Annotated in this window: 26 protein-coding genes, 1 tRNA gene and 1 other RNA gene; 23 read left to right on the forward strand and 5 right to left on the reverse strand. The window is 49.6% G+C overall.

Going from position 1 to position 20,105, the window contains the following annotated elements:
- Positions 1-12: 12 nt before the first annotated feature.
- Positions 13-1,710: a hypothetical protein gene (locus tag AC812_RS17995; protein ID WP_061915921.1), complete on the reverse strand. Its 1,698-nt coding sequence runs from the start codon at positions 1,708-1,710 to the stop codon at positions 13-15.
- A 14-nt stretch (positions 1,711-1,724) separates the two neighbouring features.
- Positions 1,725-2,087 (reverse strand): hypothetical protein, encoded by a 363-nt coding sequence (locus tag AC812_RS10545; RefSeq protein ID WP_061915923.1) that lies wholly within the window; start codon positions 2,085-2,087, stop codon positions 1,725-1,727.
- 177 nt (positions 2,088-2,264) lie between these two features.
- Between AC812_RS10545 and ligA the strand changes: the two genes are divergently transcribed.
- Positions 2,265-4,316, forward strand: coding sequence for an NAD-dependent DNA ligase LigA (gene ligA, locus AC812_RS10550; protein WP_061915926.1), 2,052 nt, complete (start codon positions 2,265-2,267; stop codon positions 4,314-4,316).
- A complete protein-coding gene (locus AC812_RS10555; protein WP_061915929.1) occupies positions 4,306-5,499 on the forward strand; it encodes a class I SAM-dependent rRNA methyltransferase in 1,194 nt (397 codons plus the stop codon). Before ligA ends, AC812_RS10555 begins: the two co-directional genes overlap by 11 nt.
- A 45-nt stretch (positions 5,500-5,544) precedes the next feature.
- On the opposite strand, the gene ssrA is transcribed toward AC812_RS10555, so the two are convergent.
- Positions 5,545-5,938: a transfer-messenger RNA gene (gene ssrA, locus AC812_RS10560) on the reverse strand.
- Between the two features lie 106 nt (positions 5,939-6,044).
- Between ssrA and AC812_RS10565 the strand changes: the two genes are divergently transcribed.
- The 4 genes from AC812_RS10565 (at position 6,045) to AC812_RS10580 (ending at position 11,582) form a co-directional block, all read left to right on the forward strand.
- Positions 6,045-6,977, forward strand: a complete 933-nt coding sequence (locus tag AC812_RS10565) for a magnesium transporter CorA family protein (RefSeq protein WP_061915932.1) — start codon at positions 6,045-6,047, stop codon at positions 6,975-6,977.
- Between the two features lie 136 nt (positions 6,978-7,113).
- Positions 7,114-7,854 (forward strand): ABC transporter ATP-binding protein, encoded by a 741-nt coding sequence (locus AC812_RS10570; RefSeq protein ID WP_082149048.1) that lies wholly within the window; start codon positions 7,114-7,116, stop codon positions 7,852-7,854.
- On the forward strand, positions 7,847-10,417 hold the full coding sequence (locus tag AC812_RS10575) for an ABC transporter permease (protein ID WP_061915935.1): 2,571 nt from the start codon (positions 7,847-7,849) through the stop codon (positions 10,415-10,417). Before AC812_RS10570 ends, AC812_RS10575 begins: the two co-directional genes overlap by 8 nt.
- Positions 10,410-11,582 carry a lipocalin-like domain-containing protein gene (locus tag AC812_RS10580; RefSeq protein WP_061915938.1) on the forward strand — a complete coding sequence of 391 codons (1,173 nt, stop codon included), beginning with the start codon at positions 10,410-10,412 and terminating at the stop codon, positions 11,580-11,582. The genes AC812_RS10575 and AC812_RS10580 overlap by 8 nt, the downstream gene beginning before the upstream one ends.
- A 7-nt stretch (positions 11,583-11,589) precedes the next feature.
- Here the strand turns inward: AC812_RS10580 and AC812_RS10585 are convergent.
- Positions 11,590-11,662, reverse strand: a tRNA-Val gene (locus AC812_RS10585).
- Positions 11,663-11,996: 334 nt separating this feature from the next.
- Positions 11,997-12,395 carry a helix-turn-helix domain-containing protein gene (locus AC812_RS18275; protein ID WP_061915944.1) on the reverse strand — a complete coding sequence of 133 codons (399 nt, stop codon included), beginning with the start codon at positions 12,393-12,395 and terminating at the stop codon, positions 11,997-11,999.
- 127 nt (positions 12,396-12,522) lie between these two features.
- On the opposite strand from AC812_RS18275, the gene AC812_RS10595 reads away from it, so the two are divergent.
- From AC812_RS10595 to AC812_RS10680, 17 genes are all read left to right on the forward strand, one after another.
- A complete protein-coding gene (locus tag AC812_RS10595; protein WP_061915947.1) occupies positions 12,523-12,726 on the forward strand; it encodes a hypothetical protein in 204 nt (67 codons plus the stop codon).
- Positions 12,727-12,933 carry a hypothetical protein gene (locus AC812_RS10600; protein ID WP_061915950.1) on the forward strand — a complete coding sequence of 69 codons (207 nt, stop codon included), beginning with the start codon at positions 12,727-12,729 and terminating at the stop codon, positions 12,931-12,933. It begins immediately after the preceding gene.
- On the forward strand, positions 12,930-13,247 hold the full coding sequence (locus AC812_RS10605) for a hypothetical protein (protein WP_061915952.1): 318 nt from the start codon (positions 12,930-12,932) through the stop codon (positions 13,245-13,247). Before AC812_RS10600 ends, AC812_RS10605 begins: the two co-directional genes overlap by 4 nt.
- The gene (locus AC812_RS10610) at positions 13,244-13,453 is read left to right on the forward strand and encodes a hypothetical protein (protein WP_061915955.1); all 210 of its coding nucleotides are present in this window, start codon (positions 13,244-13,246) and stop codon (positions 13,451-13,453) included. The genes AC812_RS10605 and AC812_RS10610 overlap by 4 nt, the downstream gene beginning before the upstream one ends.
- Positions 13,454-13,474: 21 nt before the next feature.
- Positions 13,475-13,699 (forward strand): hypothetical protein, encoded by a 225-nt coding sequence (locus tag AC812_RS10615; RefSeq protein WP_145962547.1) that lies wholly within the window; start codon positions 13,475-13,477, stop codon positions 13,697-13,699.
- Between the two features lie 57 nt (positions 13,700-13,756).
- Positions 13,757-13,993 carry a hypothetical protein gene (locus AC812_RS10620; protein ID WP_145962548.1) on the forward strand — a complete coding sequence of 79 codons (237 nt, stop codon included), beginning with the start codon at positions 13,757-13,759 and terminating at the stop codon, positions 13,991-13,993.
- Positions 13,971-14,309: a hypothetical protein gene (locus AC812_RS10625; protein ID WP_145962549.1), complete on the forward strand. Its 339-nt coding sequence runs from the start codon at positions 13,971-13,973 to the stop codon at positions 14,307-14,309. The genes AC812_RS10620 and AC812_RS10625 overlap by 23 nt, the downstream gene beginning before the upstream one ends.
- A gap of 82 nt (positions 14,310-14,391) precedes the next feature.
- Complete coding sequence (locus AC812_RS10630; RefSeq protein WP_061915967.1) at positions 14,392-14,721, forward strand: hypothetical protein; 330 nt, start codon at positions 14,392-14,394, stop codon at positions 14,719-14,721.
- Position 14,722: 1 nt separating this feature from the next.
- Positions 14,723-16,033, forward strand: a complete 1,311-nt coding sequence (locus tag AC812_RS10635) for a recombination directionality factor (RefSeq protein ID WP_061915970.1) — start codon at positions 14,723-14,725, stop codon at positions 16,031-16,033.
- A gap of 402 nt (positions 16,034-16,435) precedes the next feature.
- Positions 16,436-16,942 carry a hypothetical protein gene (locus AC812_RS10645; protein ID WP_061915975.1) on the forward strand — a complete coding sequence of 169 codons (507 nt, stop codon included), beginning with the start codon at positions 16,436-16,438 and terminating at the stop codon, positions 16,940-16,942.
- 177 nt (positions 16,943-17,119) lie between these two features.
- A complete protein-coding gene (locus tag AC812_RS10655) occupies positions 17,120-17,488 on the forward strand; it encodes a hypothetical protein (RefSeq protein WP_061915981.1) in 369 nt (122 codons plus the stop codon).
- Between the two features lie 7 nt (positions 17,489-17,495).
- A complete protein-coding gene (locus tag AC812_RS10660; RefSeq protein WP_061915984.1) occupies positions 17,496-18,347 on the forward strand; it encodes a hypothetical protein in 852 nt (283 codons plus the stop codon).
- Positions 18,344-19,252: an ATP-binding protein gene (locus tag AC812_RS10665; protein ID WP_061915987.1), complete on the forward strand. Its 909-nt coding sequence runs from the start codon at positions 18,344-18,346 to the stop codon at positions 19,250-19,252. The genes AC812_RS10660 and AC812_RS10665 overlap by 4 nt, the downstream gene beginning before the upstream one ends.
- Positions 19,249-19,440: a hypothetical protein gene (locus AC812_RS10670; RefSeq protein ID WP_061915990.1), complete on the forward strand. Its 192-nt coding sequence runs from the start codon at positions 19,249-19,251 to the stop codon at positions 19,438-19,440. The genes AC812_RS10665 and AC812_RS10670 overlap by 4 nt, the downstream gene beginning before the upstream one ends.
- The gene (locus AC812_RS10675; protein WP_061915993.1) at positions 19,437-19,670 is read left to right on the forward strand and encodes a hypothetical protein; all 234 of its coding nucleotides are present in this window, start codon (positions 19,437-19,439) and stop codon (positions 19,668-19,670) included. Before AC812_RS10670 ends, AC812_RS10675 begins: the two co-directional genes overlap by 4 nt.
- Positions 19,671-19,679: 9 nt before the next feature.
- Complete coding sequence (locus tag AC812_RS18280) at positions 19,680-19,814, forward strand: hypothetical protein (RefSeq protein ID WP_272897782.1); 135 nt, start codon at positions 19,680-19,682, stop codon at positions 19,812-19,814.
- A 13-nt stretch (positions 19,815-19,827) separates the two neighbouring features.
- Entirely contained in the window at positions 19,828-20,043 is a 216-nt protein-coding gene (locus AC812_RS10680; RefSeq protein WP_061915995.1) for a hypothetical protein, read from the forward strand.
- The last annotated feature ends 62 nt before the right edge of the window (positions 20,044-20,105 follow it).

A 20,105-nucleotide genomic window follows, 5' to 3' on the forward strand; every position in this document is an offset into this window, starting at 1 on the left:
TGAATCTCCTGATTACCGTCCACCGCCAGCACAGGCGCAAGCGCAGCCAGCGCAAGCGCAGGCACATGCACAACCTCCGCCCCCTCCTCCGGAACGCCCGCTATAAGAGGAGGGTTTGGGCGGTGGATTGGTCTTATTCGTGATCCTTTCTGTGAAGGTGTTGACATTGCCTAATACACCGCTAGAGAAGGACTGAACGCCTTTGACCATGGAGGCAGCAAAGTCTGAACCGGGCAGTTTCGGTAGAGTGACGCTTCCACCGCCTGTAGGGGTCGGGATAGTGGTTTTTGCCATCCCGCCGCCACTGGTGGAAGGAGCACTGCGAATTACGGGATCGTAACGCCACCACCACGTGGGAACTCGCACCGGTCCGCTTTGGAAGACTTCCCGTGTTCGGTCATCCCAACGGCGATCAACCATCGTCCAATCCATGACCTGTTCATAGACATCCGACTTAACTTCGGGTGTTTCGGCGGCGGCAACCTGCTGCCAGGCTTTTTCCATGATGGTTTTGTAATAATCAATGGTTTCTTTGCGGCTAAAGCCTTTCATTTTTTCTGAAACCGATTTGATCAACCCAATGACGGTATCTTGAAGTTTCGCTTCTTTCAACTTTTTGTTGGTCTGCTTGAAAGCCTCCAGGAATGTCATCTCGTAGGGTTGGAGATTTTCGGGTAATGGATCACTGATTTTCAAGACGAGCGGTTCCCGGCTTTCAACGATGGCAGCCCCTTTTTTCAACACTGAAAACAGGATCATGGTTAACACTTTATCGAGAGGCTGCTCCATCAGGACCGCGGCTTCTACGGCGGTCAAACCGCGTTTAATGCCATGGCCCTCAACCGCAATTTTGGGCGGCAAATATTGTAATTTGCGCCGATTTGCCGCTACAGCCGATAAAATGGGGATAATGAAGAAAAATCCCACAAAGCCAGCTGTGCATAATGTACCAATGATCGCCTCAAAGTCAACTGTGCGAAGATTGGGCGTTTCGGTTGCGACAACCACCTGAGCAGGTACGAGACGAATGGGGAATGAAGCCCCAAATTTGTAAGGGGTATAGACGTTGGCTTTTTCAGCGTACCACGTGTAATAAACCCGACCCTGGTTGTCAAAACCCGACTCGACCGGTTCATTGCTGCCCGGCCAGTTGCCGGATGGGGTATGGTAGCGGGGTTCTTCGGGTTTTAAACCGGTCGGTAGTACAATGGTGAAATAGTATTCGGTGGTACCGCGAGTGAAATTCCGGTCGAAATTATTTGGAGTAATAACCAGGCTGGCGTACTCTTCGGCTTCTTGCAGGGTGGATTTACCCAATGCGCGTTCGACTTTTCCAACGTACACATGCAGAGTTCCCGTTTGTCCAGGCTGGATGGCATTACTTCCCAAATGGATTTCAACACCCGGATTGACATACTCCGAAGGGCGGATGAGGGTGGCTGGCTTTCCGTCAATCTCGGCAGAAATGGATTTTAAGTCGTAGTTTGAATTGGGCAGACCAATATCTACGATGTCAATCGCATCCCGGCCGGGCAGGTTTTTGAAGGTAATGGTGTAGTCGAGGCTTACGCTGCCATCTGAATTGACAAAAACAACCACCTCTTGTTTGGGAACTTCAAAGGACAGATTTTGGGCATGGACAGGCTGGATGCTCATACCGAGCATCAATGCAATGATCAACCATAAGAAAAAGAGACGAAGAGTTCGCATCTCACCCTCCCGGCTTACCATTTCGGTTCCTCGGTCAACTGATAGGTTGTGTGACAGTAAGGGCAGGTGACTACGGGCGCTCCGGCGACCATTTTGATGTCTTCCGGCTTTAAAGTTCCACCACAGGAACGACATTTGATGGCATCCATATTTACATTTCCGGGCAGATCAATTTTCAGAGTAACGTTGGTTTCGTCGGGTTTGGCTGATTTTCGCGTAGCCAAGAATACCAGCGCTAAGCCAATCCCCACCGTTATAACCCCAATCGGAATCCAACCCAATGAACCCTGATCGCCGGTAGAACCCCAGATGAACAACACCCCGAAAAAGATCAAAATTCCGCCGACGATCAAAGCAATAATTTTCCATGCGCTCATGGTCACCTCCAATCAAAATTCAGTGTAACATTTTCCAAAGGGGATGACAATTTGACAAAACTCATATTCGTAGTCTGAAAATTACACGATATTTACGTTTTTTACCTTTGATTGTATACGAGAAATTCAATTATTGGTTTTACCTTCCTGCTATAATTCGGTTGGGAGGAGTATGGCATGGAAGAAGAAGCTTTGAAGCAGGAATACGAAAGGCTCAAACAAGAATTAAACTACCATTCCTTCCGGTATCATGTTTTAGATTCTCCGATCATCAGTGATTGGGAGTATGACCGGATGATGCAGCGATTGCTGGAAATTGAGGCTCTGCATCCCGAATGGATCACTCCCGATTCGCCCAGTCAGCGGGCGGGGGCTGAACCACTCGAGCGGTTTGTCAAAGTACGCCATCCTGCGCCGATATTGAGCCTTGCAAACGGATTCAGTGCGGCTGATGTGCGAGCCTGGTTTGAACGGTTGGTTCGACTGGATGAGCGAGTTCTGCGTACCGATTTCGTGGTAGAACCGAAAATTGATGGATTAACCGTGGTGCTTCATTACCATGATGGTCAATTTGTGCTGGGCGCTACCCGAGGTGATGGTGAAGTTGGGGAAGACATCACCGCCAATTTGCGGACGATAAAATCCCTTCCCATTCGTATTCCGGTTAACCGGGATGGCCCGGCAGCCGAAGGCCGCATTGTTGTACGGGGTGAGGCGTTTATCAATATCCGGGATTTTGAAATCCTCAATCAACGCTTGATTGAGCAGGGCGAAAAGCCCTATCTTAATCCCCGCAATACGGCTTCGGGATCATTACGTCAATTGGATCCAAAATTAACTGCTTCGCGTCCGCTTCGATTGCTGGTTTATCAGATCGTTCAAAGCGATCAACCTGTGCCTGACACCCAATGGGGTACTCTCCAACGCTTGCGCGAGTGGGGCTTTCCGGTCAGCGATCAAGTCACTTATTGCAAAAATATTGATGAGGCTATTCGGGTTTGCGAGGAATGGGCAGACAAACGGGATACCTTGTCCTATGAAGCCGATGGAATGGTGATCAAAATCAATGATTTACGGCTTGCAGCAGATTTGGGGGTGGTTGGGAAAGACCCGCGTGGTGCTTTGGCTTTCAAGTTCCCGGCGCGCGAGGTGACAACCCGTCTGCTGGATATCGGAATCAACGTGGGCAGAACTGGGGTGTTGACTCCGACAGCCGTGTTAGAACCGGTTGAAATCGGCGGTGTGGTTGTCAAGCAGGCAACGCTCCACAATTTCGACTATATCTTCGAAAAGGACATCCGCATCGGTGATCGGGTTTTGATCAAACGGGCCGGGGATGTCATTCCGTATGTGATTGGGCCGGTAGCGGATGCCAGAACGGGGGAGGAGAAAGTTTTTGAGCCGCCTAAAACCTGTCCAGCCTGTGGTCAACCGGTTGAACATGTGCAGGGGGAGGTTGCCTGGTATTGTGTCAATTCGGCTTGCCCTGCCCAATTGATCCGCAATGTGGAGCATTTTGTTTCACGAGGAGCGATGGATATTGTCGGGCTGGGGATAAAAATTGTGGAACAGTTAATTGCCGCCGGTTTGGTGAAGGATGTTGCTGATTTGTATCGGCTGAAGAAAGAAGACTTGCTGAAACTGGAAGGGTTTGCTGAGAAAAAGGCGGAAAACCTGCTCCAGGCCATACAGGATTCCAAAAACCGGCCGCTCCAGCGATTGATCTTTGCATTGGGCATTCGAGGTGTTGGCGAAGTTCTGGCAAACGATTTGACCAGGTATTATTCCGATTTGGATGAACTGAGTCGCGCAACTTTTGAAGAATTGCAGCAAATTGAAGGCGTTGGCCCAAACATCGCTCAAGCGATTGTGGATTGGTTTAATCGTCCATCGAATCGTCAATTGTTGAAAAAGTTAAAGTCAGTAGGGGTTTGGCCGGTTGCCGAAAAAGTTACTCCCACAACCGAAAAACAACCTTTTCAAAATTTGACTTTTGTTGTGACCGGAACACTCTCCGGTTTCACGCGCGAAGAGGTGAAACAATACATCCAAAAGTTGGGTGGAAAGGTCAGCGACAGTGTCTCCAAAAAGACCGACTATCTGGTTGCTGGGGAGAATGCCGGGTCGAAACTGGAAAAGGCGCGGGAATTAGGAGTCAAGATCATTGATGAATCAACTCTGAGAAAGATGGCTGGCGAAATGGAATGGCGACTAGACCATGGGCGGTAAGAGAGTTATCCTCAAGGCTGGAAAAGAGAAATCCATCCTTCAGCGTCATCCATGGATCTTTTCCGGCGCGGTGGCATCTGTGGCGGGTGATCCACAAATCGGTGAGACGGTCGAAGTTTGCAATGATCGGGGAGAGCGATTGGGTTGGGCTGCATACAGTCCGCATTCCTCGATCCGTGCTCGGGTTTGGAGTTTTAATCCAAACGAGGTAATTAATCCTGAATTTTTTATGCGAAAAATCCAGGCTGCCCTTCGATTACGCGAGGTACTCAATCTCAATGAGCAAACTAACGCATACCGTTTGATTCATGGAGAGGCAGATGGAATGCCCGGCATGATTGTGGATTTGTACCCCGAAACAGCCGTGGTTCAGATTCTTTCCGCTGGAGCGGAATACTGGCGGGATGTCATTGTTGATCAGATTCAGCAAATTACCGGCTGCAAAGCGGTCGTAGAGCGTTCAGATGTAGAAGTTCGGCAACTGGAGGGGTTGCCCTTCCGCGAAGGGGTTATCAGAGGCAGGGACGTTCCGCAGCGTCTCAAGATTATTGAGAATGGCATTCAATACTGGGTTGATGTGATGGGCGGCCAAAAAACCGGCTTTTACCTTGACCAGCGCCAGAATCGCAAACGCTTGACTGACCTGGCGAGAGATCGAGAAGTGCTGAATGCGTTTTGTTACACAGGAGGCTTCACCCTTTCAGCACTGGCTGGCGGAGCAAAAAGTGTTCTGTCCATTGATTCTTCGGCGGCCGCCTTACATCTTGCAGAAGAGAATTTAAAGTTAAATGGATTTGACCCCACCAAAAATGAATGGCTGGAAGCAAATGTATTTGAGGAATTGCGACGATTAAGGGATCGGAACAAGAAGTTTGACCTGATCGTTTTAGACCCGCCGAAATTTGCTCCAACTTCTGCGCAGGCTCAAAAGGCAGCGCGGGCTTATAAGGATATTAATTTGCTCGGGTTTAAGTTGTTGCGAAGCGGGGGTATATTGGTAACTTTTTCCTGCTCTGGCGGGGTTAGCAGAGATTTGTTTCAAAAAATTGTGGCGGACGCTGCCCTCGATGCCGGAGTGAATGCCAAGATAATCGAAGTGCTAAGTCAGAGCGGCGACCATCCCGTGGCTTTGAACTTCCCGGAAAGCGCTTACCTGAAAGGTTTCATCTGTGTGGCGGAATGAGTATTCAGCAAACAAGGACACCCTCTTTGAGTGTCCTTGTTGGAGAGGTGGAGATGGCGGGAATCGAACCCGCGTCCGAAAGATTAGACCCACGAACCTCTACGAGCGTAGTTGGTCTTTGTTCTCACGGTGGATGCGCTGACCAACAGAACACATCCACCGCCAGCCGCTCGGACCCGAAAGTCCTCTTTCGCATTCTGCACGGCGAAGAATGCGGCAGCCTGACTTTGTCACGCCTGTTCTGCTACCGGTCAGGCAGCGGAGCAGACAGACGTGGCCTCACGAGGAGACCATTTGCGCTCAGCTCGGCTTAGGCAGCCAGAGGAAGAGCAGCGTAGTTTGTGCGATTGGCACTTATTTTTTGTGCTGATTTTACGAGGTCCGCACCTCTCGGCTCGCAGTCCGGGATCAGCCTCTCCCGTCGAGACCGTTCATCCCCGGAGCAATAGAATTATAGCACGGAAAGTTAAATATTTTATAAAAATTCTGAAATTCCTTGTCGGTAGTAAAATTGATTTGAACCATCCCATCTTTAGCGAGGGGTTATGATCAGAATTTATAAAAGCACTGAAAATGGTTTAATCCAACTGGATGATTTCATTCCAAACTGCTGGATTAATGTCGTGGATCCTACACCGGATGAAATTGAACGCCTCACCGTTGAAGGCATTCCGATGGATTTTATGACCTATCCCCTTGATCTGGATGAGCGAGCCCGAACCGAGCGGGAAGATGACGGAAAAATGCTCATCTTGATCCGTATTCCGTACTATCAAGGTCCCAAAGCGGATGCTCCCTACATTACTATTCCCCTTGGGATTATTCTGACCGACCAATATATTATTACCGTGTGCCGCTGGCAGACGGACATTATCCGCGAATTTGAAAGCGGGCGGGTGAGAGGTTTGTCAACCGGCAAACGCATCCGTTTTGTACTGCGGATATTATTGAGTAATGCATCCAAATTTCTTGCATACTTAAGGGAAATAAACCGGAACGTGGAGCAGACAGAAGACCGATTACAACAATCGCAACAAAACAAAGAAGTACTGGAATTGCTTCAATATCAAAAAAGCCTGGTGTATTTTACAACTGCCTTAAAGGCTAATGAACTTCTACTGGAAAGACTGCAGCGGACACAATTATTCCGAATGTATCCCGATGATGAGGATTTGTTGGAGGATGTCATTACCGAGAATCAACAAGCGATTGAAATGGTGAATATCTCTTCAAACATTTTGAGCAGTATGATGGATGCCTTTGCTTCGATCATTTCTAACAATTTAAATGTGGTAATGAAAATCCTGGCCTCGGTAACCATTCTGGTTAGCCTTCCCAATTTGATTACCAGTTTTTACGGGATGAACGTGGAACTTCCTTTGCAGCAAAATCCCATTGCCTGGGAATTGATTCTAGGAATATCCCTCTTCATGGTGGGAGTTGCTTTATTTATTTTCATCAGGCAACGATGGTTTTAGAGGATGTTTGGAATATAAAATGAATTTAACGGGCGGAAGCCCGTTTTTTTTTGAGCGGCTTTGTACAGTATTTTCACAATCTGGTTAATTTTCATTACAATCAATTCAGCGTGGTGACGAAAGGAAAATCACAAAGATGAAACGCGTCATTGAAAACTCGAAAATTTGGCGTATTTCCGCAAATGGAAATCATTGCGCCGATTTTATTCAGCTAATCAACTTAAAGAAAACTTATGCTGAAGGTGGGCAACGTCACGTTATTTTGGATGGGGTAAATTTAACGCTGGCAAAAGGTGAAATGCTGGCAGTCGTCGGTAAAAGTGGAAGTGGAAAAACCACATTATTGAATGTCTTGAGCGGAATCGACCGATTGGATGAGGGACAGGTCATCATTGATGGAATTCACTTGAATGAACTGAACGAAAATCAGCGTACGCTTTTCCGCCGAAAAAAGATTGGTTTTGTATTTCAGTTTTTTAACCTCATTCCCACTCTCACGGTTTGGCAGAACATCCTCTTGCCGCTCGACTTAAATCAACAGGCAGACCGGACTGGCCTGGAGAGGGCGGAAGCCTTGCTGGATGAGGTGGGATTGCTCTCGCGCAAAAATGCCTATCCGGATCGTCTTTCAGGGGGTGAACAACAGCGGGTTGCGATTGCCAGAGCGTTAGTGCATGACCCGTTACTGGTTTTAGCCGATGAGCCTACCGGTAATCTGGATGAAGTAAACAGCGCCAGGTTGCTGGACTTGCTTGACCGCCTGACGCGGCAAATGAATAAAAACCTGATCATGGTTACCCACAGCCGTGAAGCGGCGGCGATTGCTGATCGAGTGGTGGATTTAAAAGATGGGCAATTGGTCGAGCGTTATGAGTAATCCAAAGAGGTTGTGGCTGCCAAATAGTTTGCTTCAAATTGCTGTTCAAACGCTCCTGCGCCGGCCGTGGCAGAGTGTTTTGATCTTGCTGGGAGTTGCGCTGGGGGTGGCGGTAATGGTTTCGATAGACCTTGCCAATGCCAGCGCCAGCCGGGCTTTTGAACTCAGCACCGAGGTGATCACCGGCAAGGCCACTCATCAGATTATCCCTTCTGGTATTGGAATTCGAGACGATGTGTATGCTCAATTGCGGAGATCCGGAACGCTGAATCTGGCAGCCCCAATTGTGTCTACCTATGTTTCGATCCCAACCATCAAAGGCCAGGCGTTTCAACTATTGGGGATTGATCCATTTGTTGACCGACTTTTTCGGGATTATTGGATGCCCGATTCGTTCAGCGGGCAGGCTTTTTTTGAATTGCTCACCCGGCCGGGAACCGTGATGGTCTCTACCACTCTGGCTGAACGTTCAGGGTTAAAGGTGGGAGATGAGCTGGTCATTGAAGCAGCCGGCCGGCAACAATCAGTAAGGATTGCAGGTGTATTGCAGCCGAGTGACCGATTAGCAGCACGCAGTCTGGAGGGTGTCTTAATCGCCGATATTGCCACGGCTCAGGAGATCAGTGGCAAGGTGGGTTACCTTGATCGTATTGATCTGATCCTGCCCTCGCAAAATCTTGCGGTCATTGAAAAAATCCAATCCCGGCTGCCACCTGACTTGCGGTTGGAAACGGTGCAAGCAAGACAGGGTAGTGTCCGTCAAATGACTGAGGCGTTCCAATTGAACCTGTCGGCCTTGTCTTTACTGGCACTGGTGGTCGGTTTATTCCTGATTTACAATACCATGACCTTTTCGGTGGTTCAGCGCCGGGATTTATTTGGCGCGATGCGTTGTCTTGGGGTAACCCGCCGCGAGCTTTTCTTCCTTGTCAGCGGTGAGGCATTCATCATCGGTTTGATTGGCTCGGGTTTAGGAATACTGCTGGGGGTTTTGCTGGGTAGAAACACTGTCGGGATGGTTTCCCAGACAATCAATGACCTTTACTTCACGACTACTGTTCAAACCGTTGGCATCCCGGTAGAAAGTTTAATCAAGGGTGGGATTGTCGGTGTGCTGGCTACTCTTGGTGCTGCGATCCCGCCAGCTTTAGAAGCTGCCTCGATTGAGCCGCGATTGGCGTTATCTCGTTCTGGTCTGGAAAGAAAAGCCGAATCGGTGATCTGGTTGCTGGCTGCGGGAGGGCTTTTATTGAGCATCACCGGATACCTCGTATTTCAGGTTCCGGGTAATCATCTGGTGTTTGGGTTTGGGGGGACTTTGCTGGTTGTAGTCGGTCTGGCCATGTTTTCGCCTCTTCTCATGAAGTTGCTACTGACTGTTCTGAGACCCGCTTTGGAAAAAACATTTGGATTTTTAGGAAATATGGCGCCCGGAAATTTATTAAACTCCATCAGCCGGACGGCTGTTGCGGTTTCTGCCTTGATGGTGGCAGTTGCAGTAACGATTGGGGTGAGTCTGATGATTGACAGTTTCCGTTTTACCGTTACGCAATGGCTTGAACAAACCTTGCAGAGCGATATTTACATCTCTGTGCCGGGTTTTAATGCCAATTCGTCCTTCCTCCCCATAGATCCGTTGGTCGTTGAGCAATTAAAGATGCGGGATGATATTGAACGGCTGGACACACTGAGGGCAACCCGAGCAATCAGTCAGGTGGGAGAAATCAATCTCTCGGCTACTTTCAACCCTCAAATTGGCGCTGAGCGGATCTTCAAAGAAGCCGTTGGGAGTGCCGATCAGATTACACTGGCGATGCAGGAAGGAAAGGTAATTATTTCCGAACCTCTGGCGAATCGAGCAAGATTAAAAGTCGGCGATCGGATCGAATTTCAGACCCCCAAAGGCTCGCGTCCCTTCCAGATAGCGGGAATTTATTATGACTATGCTTCGAGCGAAGGCAGTGTATTGATGTGGCAAGATGTTTATCGTCAATACTGGGAGGACGATGCAATTACCGCAATTGGGCTGCGTTTGAAATACGGTATCAATCCGGACGAAGCCGCCGCGCAGATCCGGGCAGGTTTACAAACCAATCAAAACTTGCTGGTTCGGGCGAACGCAACCTTGCGGGAGGATGTGATGGAAGTATTCGACCGCACCTTTGCGATTACATCTGCATTGCGGATTCTGGCAACCCTTGTCGCGGTCATCGGCATTCTCAGCACGCTTTCTTTACTGCAAATTGAGAAGCAGCGCGAAACCGGAATCTTGAAGGCTTTGGGAGTAACCGGTAAGGAATTATGGCGTTTGGTAATGCTGGAAACCGGTTTGATGGGATTGATTGCCGGATTGCTGGCCGCACCAACAGGCTTTGTCCTGGCAATTATTCTGATTGAGGTAATTAATTTGAGATCCTTTGGCTGGACAATTTTGCTTTCCATCAATCCAATGGCATTTTTTCTGGCAATTTTTATTGCACTGGGGGCGGCTTTGACGGCGGGAATTCTTCCGGCAATCAAAATGAACCGCCTTTCAGCAGCGGAGGCAATTCGTTATGAATAAGATAAGAACTGTATTGGTGGTGGGCTTGGGATTGTTCGCTTTGGTTTTGGGGTGGCGATGGGGTTTTGCCTCACAGGAAAGATCGGCGGCGGTGCAAACCAGCATTATCGGGGAATTGAATTTGCCCGGCGAGGGTAAATTCGTTCGCGCAGAAGCCCCAATGGTGTTTGAATTTCCCAAAGATCACGGCGCGCACAACGATTTTCAAACCGAATGGTGGTATTACACCGGTAATCTGGCAAGCGAAACGGGCAGACGCTTCGGGTACCAGTTAACTTTCTTCCGCCGGGCAATTGTACCGCCGGATATGCGCACAGGCCGGCCTTCCGAATGGGGAGTTGAACAGGTTTACCTGGCCCATTTTGGGTTCACCGATGTTGAAAACGACCAGTTTTACGCCAGTGAGAAAATTGGACGGGGTGCAGCCGGCCTTGCGCAAGCGATTGGAGAACCAGCCTATCAAGTCTGGTTGGATGACTGGCAGGTGGTTCAAATTGGGGACAACCAGTATGAGATGAAAGCCAAAACCGATCAGGTGGCGATTGAACTGGAATTGAGGAATTTGAAAGGAGAGATACTGCAAGGGGATCGTGGTTATAGCCGTAAGGGCGAGGAAGCCGGTAACGCATCTTACTACATCAGTCAGACCAGACTGGAAACCCGTGGAGAGATCCGGATTTTAAACGAACAATTTGAAGTGAGTGGGTTGAGCTGGATGGATCATGAGTTTAGCAGCAGTGCTTTGGGGGAGGATCAGGTTGGATGGGATTGGTTTGCCCTGCAATTGAATAACGACATGGAACTCATGTTGTTCACGTTGAGGAAATCCGATGGGAGTATAGACCGTTTTTCAAGCGCAACCCTTATTTTACCGGATGGTCAAACGCGACAATTCACATCAGATCAATTTTTGGTTGAAGTAAAGGACCAATGGAAAAGCCCAAAAACCGGTGCTGTGTACCCATCGGCGTGGTCAATTCGGATTCCATCGGTTGATCTGATTCTTGACCTTCGGCCGCTTGTCTCCGATCAAGAATTGGTGGTTTCGTATATTTATTGGGAAGGAGCAGTATATGCGGAGGGGAAAATTGGAGAACAGATTGTCAGCGGTTATGGGTATGTTGAATTGACCGGCTATGGACAATCCATGCGCGGCCGCTTCTAGGTTGCTGTGGGCGGAACAGGACTCGAACCTGCGACCCCATCCTTGTAAGGGATGTGCTCTAACCTACTGAGCTATCCGCCAAAATTCGACCACATCCTTCGTGTACAGTCATGTAATTGTGGTCGTTTTTGGGAATTTTAAGGTTCGAGGTATTGACAAGGGATGTGGTCGTTTGTTTCAGTATCCACAAGCAGATCATAGCGGGACAACTTAGAAGCTTGTCGCCAATTTCGGGAGTTAAGAGATAAATCAATGATCATATCGTTGATTGAAAGATGAATTTGAGCATGGTTACAGTAAATATCCGGTCCATTCTGAACGGAGACCGCCTTTTTCAGCATATCCAGAATTGGGTTTACGGAAGTGACGGGTATTTTTTTGGACATTGGATTTTCCTTTGTTAGAACACCAGTTCTATTTCTCTTTTAACGCACTTCGAGCCGGTTTTGTTGCCCGGCTCGGTGTGGATGAGGGTGGTTTTTTGTCTTTTTGGCGTTCTGTCTTGAAGCGCAGAAGTTCTAGTATTTCCTGACGCTCATCGGGGGAAAGTTGCGAAAGGTAGTGAAAGAACTGCTCTTGATACTCAGTATCTGGCGAAACCGGCGGAAGCAGACCGGCGGCACGGAAGACGGTTTCGGGGGGTAGATTCAGCGCGCGAGAGATGGACACTAAAACGTCACTATCTGGCTTCTCTCTTTGTCTATTGATGTAATTGCTAATAATTTGTCTAGGAATACCTGCCCGTCTAGCCAATTCAGCCTGTGACCACCCTCGTTTATTTATTTCATTCAATAGCCAATCTGAAAAGTCCATAACTGATTACAGTTTGTCATAATTTGCGTATTTTTTGGATGTCAAACCGTAAACACGTATTGACAATTTGTTTATATTTCTGTATAATGTCATCAAGCGTTGACATTTAGAAAACAAAGGAGGTCAAATGCCGGACTTTTACATCAGGACAAGCGATCAAGAGGTTGAACGCATGCTGAAACAGTTGGCTGAAGAAGACATGCGCTCGATTTCAATGGAGGTAGCTTGGCTCATCCGCCAGGAATGGGCGCGCCGGTACTCGCAGCCAAATCCGGCAATTTCGGTGGCGGATGCAATGCTGGCGAGCGAAGAGGTCAAGAAGGGGGAATAGATGAATACAACCATTATTCAATCCCTGAACACAATTGAAGACCTCATTGAATCCGCGCGCAAGATGGTGGATTATGGCGAATATACCCACGACCCGGAAGGCTTCACCGCCGCCAGGAGTGCTTTGAACCAAGCGATTACGCACATATCCGAGGTGAAACAATCTCTCAAATCCATCCATGAAGCCATTGTACAGGAGCGCGTATGACATGCGAAATTCGGCTGGATTACGGCGTGATTACGGCGGTCTTGCTTGGGCTGTTGTTGTTCGGCATTGGCTACAACAGCCTCGTGGCATGGCTGGAACGCCGGGGCTACACCGAGGGCTTCTTGAGCCTGATTGTGGCTTTCGGCGTAGCCATGACGCTGGCTGGCGTTGCGATACTGAGTATCCATGCTGCACTGCTGACCCTGCTGGCATTTGTAGCCACCGGTACGCCGATGATTGTTGGCTCCATTGTGCGATACCTGCGCCGGCGGGATGAGGCAAAGCGGGCAATGCTGGATGAGGTTAAACGATGACCAAACCGCGTGAGTGGCCTAACAGCGCGAAGGAAGCGCGAGACCGGAGCGCAGAGGAAGCCATCCGGGCTTTGCGGGCCATTGAGCCATTGCTGGAAAAGGAGGTGACCGAAATAGAAAGAGTACGCAGACTGGCTATTGCGATACACGCACTACAAACCATCCTGCGTCTTCTGGAACGGGAAGGCGCGCAGACAAGACCGTAGAAAGGAGAAAAGATTATGCCGATGAGTTGGAGTACTGAGTATGGCTTGCGGCGCGCAATTCGAAGTGGCGATGAAGAACACATTGAGGAATTGCTTCACCGCAACAGATTTGTCGATTTCGACGAGGTAAAGCAAATTTTCGAGGACGAGCGCAAAGGACGCATTCGTCCGATTGGAAACATTGAATACGGCGATCTGGAAATCCGCGATAAGTTTGGCCGACCTGATGTGCGGCGGAGGTGTTAAGTGGAATACAGAAAAATCTATACCCAGTGTGGATGGGTGTACTTGGAGGAAAAACCAATGACGCTGGACGAAATTGTTGAAATCATCGGCGACGCACTTGAAGATGCGTATCCACACCGTTCACTAAAGTTCGCTGCCATGTACTTGATTGCTGAGTACGAGCGGCGGCTTCTGCCCGACTGGATCGAGGCGCTGGCAAACGGAAATCTGGACGTGTGGGATGCGGTGTTAGACGAAGTGCGAAACCTGAAGAAGGCGGAGGAAATGGAAAATGACAACTATGACGATGTCTAATTCAAAAACCCTCTCGCCGTACCCGATCGTCCTGACGCTGATTGTCATCACTATGGCGGTATTGTCATACCACGCCATAGCCAAACACGGATCAGCAGCATACGCCGCTTCACAGTGCGCCGACAGCCCGGAGGTGCGCATGATCAACCCAATGAACGGAAGAGTTGCGTACATTTGCTGGACTGAGCGCGGCTGGGGGGTGTATATCCAAGCGCCCGATGGGACGAACGTGACCGCGTTTGTCAAGGAGAAGTTGAAAAAACTGGCAGACGTTATTCGCTACATGCGGAACACCGGCTACGAACTTTTGCAATAAAAAACCGCCCTGTGCGGGGGCGGTTCAGTCCACCGTGGACAGTGGACCCAGGTAATCCCATTATATCACGAAAGGAGAAAAAATGGTTGAAAATCGTGGACAAAAATATTTAGACCCAGGTGAAGCAAGCCGGGTGCAAAACCATTATGTTTGTGCGGTTTGCTGGGGCCACCTGATGAGCTTTTACAGGGTCGAAGAAGGCAAGCCGCCCTATGTCGAAGTGGTGTGCGCCCGCGCGGTTGACGGGAAGTGCAGCGGCACAACCTTTGTGACCAAAGCGTATGCCGAACGCCGGCGGCAGGAATCACAGGCAGAGCTTTGGGAAGCGCGCGCCAATTTGCGGGAAATTTTAGACCTGCCGCAGTCTGGCAAGACGGCAGACGAATTGATTGACGAGTTATTCGGAGGGTAAGATGCCAATTGCAGGATTGACCGACCGCGGGCTGGCTTTTCCACAGATCGGCGTTATCCGCAAGGGAGCGCCGAAAGGTGAAAAATCCCCCGGCAGGGATTTGACATACTTCCGTGTGGAATTCGATGCCAGCCGGCCGGATTTGAAAGAAAAATTCGAGTCATATTACGGCCCGCAGCCGCGCCGCTTGAATGTAGTCTTTCCGTTCAACGACTTTGACCGCCAGGTTAGCATCTGGTATGAAGCCTACAACAAAGGACGCATGGTAGCGCGGGCCGGGACGGTGGCCGGATTGGACCCGGCCAGAAATTACTATCTTTTCAAAGCCGATCCGCGCAACGGTGAAGTGCTGGCAAAGGACGGGTACTGGTTATCGTCCGGTGAGCCGGCGGAATACGACAAGAGCACGCCGGAATACACCATGACCTACACCGGTAAGGACGGCAAAACCAGACAACTGCCCGTGTACTGCAAGCCGATCACCCGGGTCAAACTGGTGATCCGCGAGCTACGCGAGATGGCGTATGTCTTACTGCGCTCATCCAGTATCTACGATGCGATCAACATCAGCGAGCAGCTGCTGGCATTGTGGGAATTGACCGGCCACCGCTGGGCCGGTGTGCCGTTGATTGTGTCGCGCAAACCGGTGCAGATCATGTGCCCGGATGAGAACGGCAATCGCACCTATCGGGAAAAATGGCTGGTGCAGTTCCAGGCCGATCCGTTATGGAGCGAGCAGAAACTGCTGGGCATGAACGCTGAAGCCCTGCGGCTGGCCTCTGGTGTGGTAGATGCCAGCAGAGCCATAGCCGCCTTGCCGACCGGGATACAGGCAGACGAAGATGATGAAGATGAAGATTACATCGAAGCGGAAGAACCCGATGGCTGGGAGGTGAACGCACCAGAAGTGGAGGAAGCGGATGAGGTCATCGAACCGCAGCCGGTCGTTGTGAGCGGGAAAACCAACGGTGCGCGTCCTTATCCGCCGGAACAGTTGAAAAGTCATCTGTTTGAAGCGGCGGAGAAACTACCGGAAGCAAGCGCGAAGATGATTTCCGAGGTGGCGGCCACGTTGGAATACATCTATATGTCGAAGGACAAGCGGCAGATGTTTCTTAACTGGTTGTGCGGGAAGGAATCGCTGCGCGAGACGGATAAACAATTGACGGCAGCGCTGCACAGATGGCTTAAGCCGCAATATTCAAATCAAGCGACTGCATACATCCCTCAGGATGAACACGCCGCAGCGGAGGCAAATGCTGCGCTTGAACAGTATCTGGCGGAGACTGGGCAGGAAAAATTGCCGATTTAGTCTTTGCCAGCGTCGGCGGCGAGCCTCCCGCACGCCGAGCCGGATAGCGTAACCGGCATTCTGGAGGAAATTATGCGCATCAAAACATTTGACACCGGCACGCAATTCGCTGATTGGCGTCATCGAAACTGTGAGCGGTGCGCGCTCAGATGGAGAGACAACCGATACTTCTGCCTCATCGAGCGCGCGCTCGATGAAGCGTACATTGGAGATGGCTATGTAGATGATGATATCGCGGCGCGAATGGGATACAGCGATACTGAGTATACCTGGGACTGTCCAGAAAGGATAACAAGATGATCGAGCTATTGAAACGCTGCAAGCAAAGGAAATCATGGAGAAATTCTATACGCCAGGCAACCCTGCCGTGAAAATTGAATTCAAAAATAACAAGGAGGAACTATGTATCTAATTCGCTCTATCGCATCACCCGAAACCGCCATTTGCATCACGGAGGAACAACTGGAGGAAATACGCCAGATGGTCAAAGAGGTTTGCAGGATGTTAAAAAGAGCCAAACTCCCTATAACGGACGTCCAAATGCCGTTCGATAATCGCGAGTATTACAACGTCCCTTCGATTGGACTACCAGAACACAATCGCAACAAACTTTATCGCGACTGGTTCTGCGAAATTTCCGAGAAACCCTCCGCGGGGATGGAATTTCGCGGCGTTTTTTTACAGTATGGCATATTTACTGATGACAATAAACGTATTGAGTCGGTGAAGGTAAAACCTTACGTTTGCGCTTACCACAAGGAAAACGAGCAATACAAGGCAAATTATTTTGAGTTGCCGGAGGAATTACTGCAAACACGAAGAAACGGCAGAAAACTCCAGAAAAATACGGCGGGCGATGTGGTGGGGACACGCAACTGTCGGCGAGTATTGGATGCCACGCGGGAATGACATACTCATCAAAAAGCCGACTCCCCGCAATCGGGTTCAAATCCCGACCCGCCGACTAATAAAAACGCAGCAAAAGGAGGAAAACATGAAGTTCGATTACTCAGAAATAATACCCCAAAAGGAGGCAGTGATGACGATGAGCCGGCTGGGTGTCAGTGGATTTGGAGTACTGCCGGAATGAGCGACTATATCTCGTTGCAGCCTGGACTTGAGCGCGCCGTACTGCGCGTGCTGGACAACTACCGCGGAAGAACGAACGCCATCGGGCGCAATGAATTGACTGCGCTGGTAAAGCGTCTGGGATACCCGACCAGCGAGCGGCAGGTTAGAGAAGCAATCAAGCAGTTGCGGCGGCAGGGGCATTTGATTTGCTCCGCTCCCGGCGATGATGGCGGGTACTACATCGCTGAAGATATGGCGGAATACCAGGAATTTCGGCGGATTGAGTACGCAGCAAAGATAAACGACATGATGGAAACTCTGCGGGCGATGGATGATGCAGCGAAAGCGGCGTTTGGCGACAGCGTCCAGATGCGGTTGTGGTGAGGGTGGAATGAAGCAATGGATCAAGTTATACATTGAAATTCTGGACGATCCGAAAATGGGTCGCATGTCAGATCGTCTGTTCCGGCGCGCAATCGAATTATTTTTGATGGCGGGCAGGAGCGGAAATGACGGCGTTTTGCCGCCGGTTGACGATCTGGCCTGGATTTTACGCATTGAAGAAACAACACTCGTTGAGGATTTGCATAGCCTCGCGGCAGTTGGTATTGTCCACGAACAAGAACCGGGCATCTGGGTTGTTACGAATTTTGCCGAGCGACAGGATGCAGACACAAGCGCAGAACGCATTGCAAATTATCGAAAACAGAAACGTGTAACGAAACGTTACAGCACACGTAACGATGATGTAACGAAACGTTACAACAATAGTAACGAACATGAAACGAAACGTTACGGAGATAAAGAAGAAGAAGTAGAAGAAGATAAAGAAGAAGAAGTAGAAGAAGAAGTAGATGCAGATGCAAAAAACAGCGGCGGCAACAACAGCGATGACATTACTGCATATTTTTCTCCCGAAATGCAACCGCTGATTGAGGCATTTACGGCAACCACAGGCATTTACGCGCCTGTTGGTGGTGGTGGACGCACAAAACGTTGGCATGATGCCATGATCGAGCTGATGCGTATGCGTGCGTCGCCGGAAGAAATTACTGCGACCTGCACCGAGATGCTTGGCCAAGGGCTGAAAATTGCGGGGCCGTGGTCAATCGTCAACGGTCTGAACGTGTACCGTTCGCGGCAGCGTGCGCCGAACGGCAAAAACAAAAATACACCGAAGCCTGCGGAGAAGCAGTACACGCCGGAGCAAATCTACGAAGCCCTGTACGGAGAAAAACCATGACGATCTGGTCACGCATTTGGCCAAGAGAGCTGGAAGTTTACAAATCCAACCCAAAAGCCATTCCGATGGGTGGCGGTCCATACCCGAACTTGTGCAGTAACTGTGGCGGCCACGGAGTGATGATGGTATTTGTGATTGATGGCGGACCATATCCTACGCCGATCGGAAAAGTCAAGTGGCTGGACTTGCCGGAAAATCCTCCCGATCCGCAGACACCTAGCAAATCGGGTTGGTATTCGGGCAAACTTGAGGTGGCACATTGCCCGGTTTGCAAGGATGGGCGCATGGACACTTACATCCAGCAGAACTGTGGTTTGAGCGGAAGTGACCTGTGGGTGAGCATCGAGGATTTCAAGACTAGCGGTGTTAACGCGGAAAAAATTACAGCAAAACAAGTTGCTGCTTCACTGCTGGCCATGAACCAGTCACCGAACGGATTTGTAGTTTTCACTGGCGGTTACGGGGTTGGTAAAACCCATTTACTTAAAGCCATCACCAATGGCTTTCGCTTAGTCCGAATTATGGCTAAATACAGCACGATGACGGACTTGCTGGCTGACATCCGCGAGCGGTTTGGGGACGAGCATGGCGTACATGCGGTAGAGGATGCGATTGACGATCTGCGTCGTGCCAAAGTGTTGTGCATTGACGAGATAGACCGCGTCAACCTGACGGCCTGGGCGAAAGAGACCATCTTCCGCCTGCTGAATGCGCGTTATGAGGAGCGGGATAAATTATTGACCGTTATGGCTACCAATCTCGATATCAATAATATGCCGCCGGAACTAGGCTATCTGGCCAGCCGCTTTTCCGGCGGCGTTGTGGTGCAAGTACCCGGACCGGACATGCGCCAGGCGCAGGGTATCAAGGCACGTAAAGAACTGCTAGAAGAGGTTTTGTCATGAAATTCTTAATCGAAAAAAACTTGTGTCCGGTGGGCGAAGAGATTGAACGTGATCTGGACGACCTGCTGGCCAAACAGCGCATCGAGCCGACGGCCGAGCGCAGTCACGAAATCCACAAGTTGATCAAGTTGTATTTTCGGCATCGCAAAGAATGTTTTGACTGCAAAGTACAGATCAGGGTGAGATGAGCATCAATAATCAGAATCAAATCTTCTTTTGCGGATATGTGATGTTCCCGGGTGTGGATGTGAACGAGTACTGGGATTTTGTGCGCAAATCCATGCCGATTCGGGACGTCAAAAACGGGCTTGAGATGGGCATATTTCCGCCGGGGCTGGTTATGAAGGATGATTACAACAATCTTGCGATTGTGGATCGCGACCGGCGGACGTTGAGAAAACTATCCTGGTGGGTATAGGAGGCAGAAATGGGAGGAAATCCGTACAAACCAAAAAAAGTAAGCGACTGGGTGGACTTGCTGCTGGTGTGTATTCTGGCCTGGCTGCTGGTATTACTTGCCATAGTTTGGCTTCCAGAGATTGTAATATGGTTGATGAAGTAACAGCGAAGATTTCATGAACTTCGAATTATCCCAAGAAGATGCTGCTGTTTTGAATGCCATCCGCCAGGTGTGTGAAGGAACAGGATTTGGGCGGGTGGTTATTGAAATCTATGGGGGACATATAAAATTAATCGAATCTAGTACCTTTATTCGGGTTGCACGAAATAATAAAAATGATAAAATAAGAGACGAAAGCTCGACCGAGGCATTGAATCCCGGAGCAGTGTAAAAACTGTTTCCGGGTTTTTTGTTATGTAAGATTAGATTCAATACCCTATGACCAGAGCTAGA

Origin of the sequence: Bellilinea caldifistulae (assembly GCF_001306055.1) — a bacterium.
Classification (GTDB): Bacteria; Chloroflexota; Anaerolineae; order Anaerolineales; family Anaerolineaceae; genus Bellilinea; species Bellilinea caldifistulae.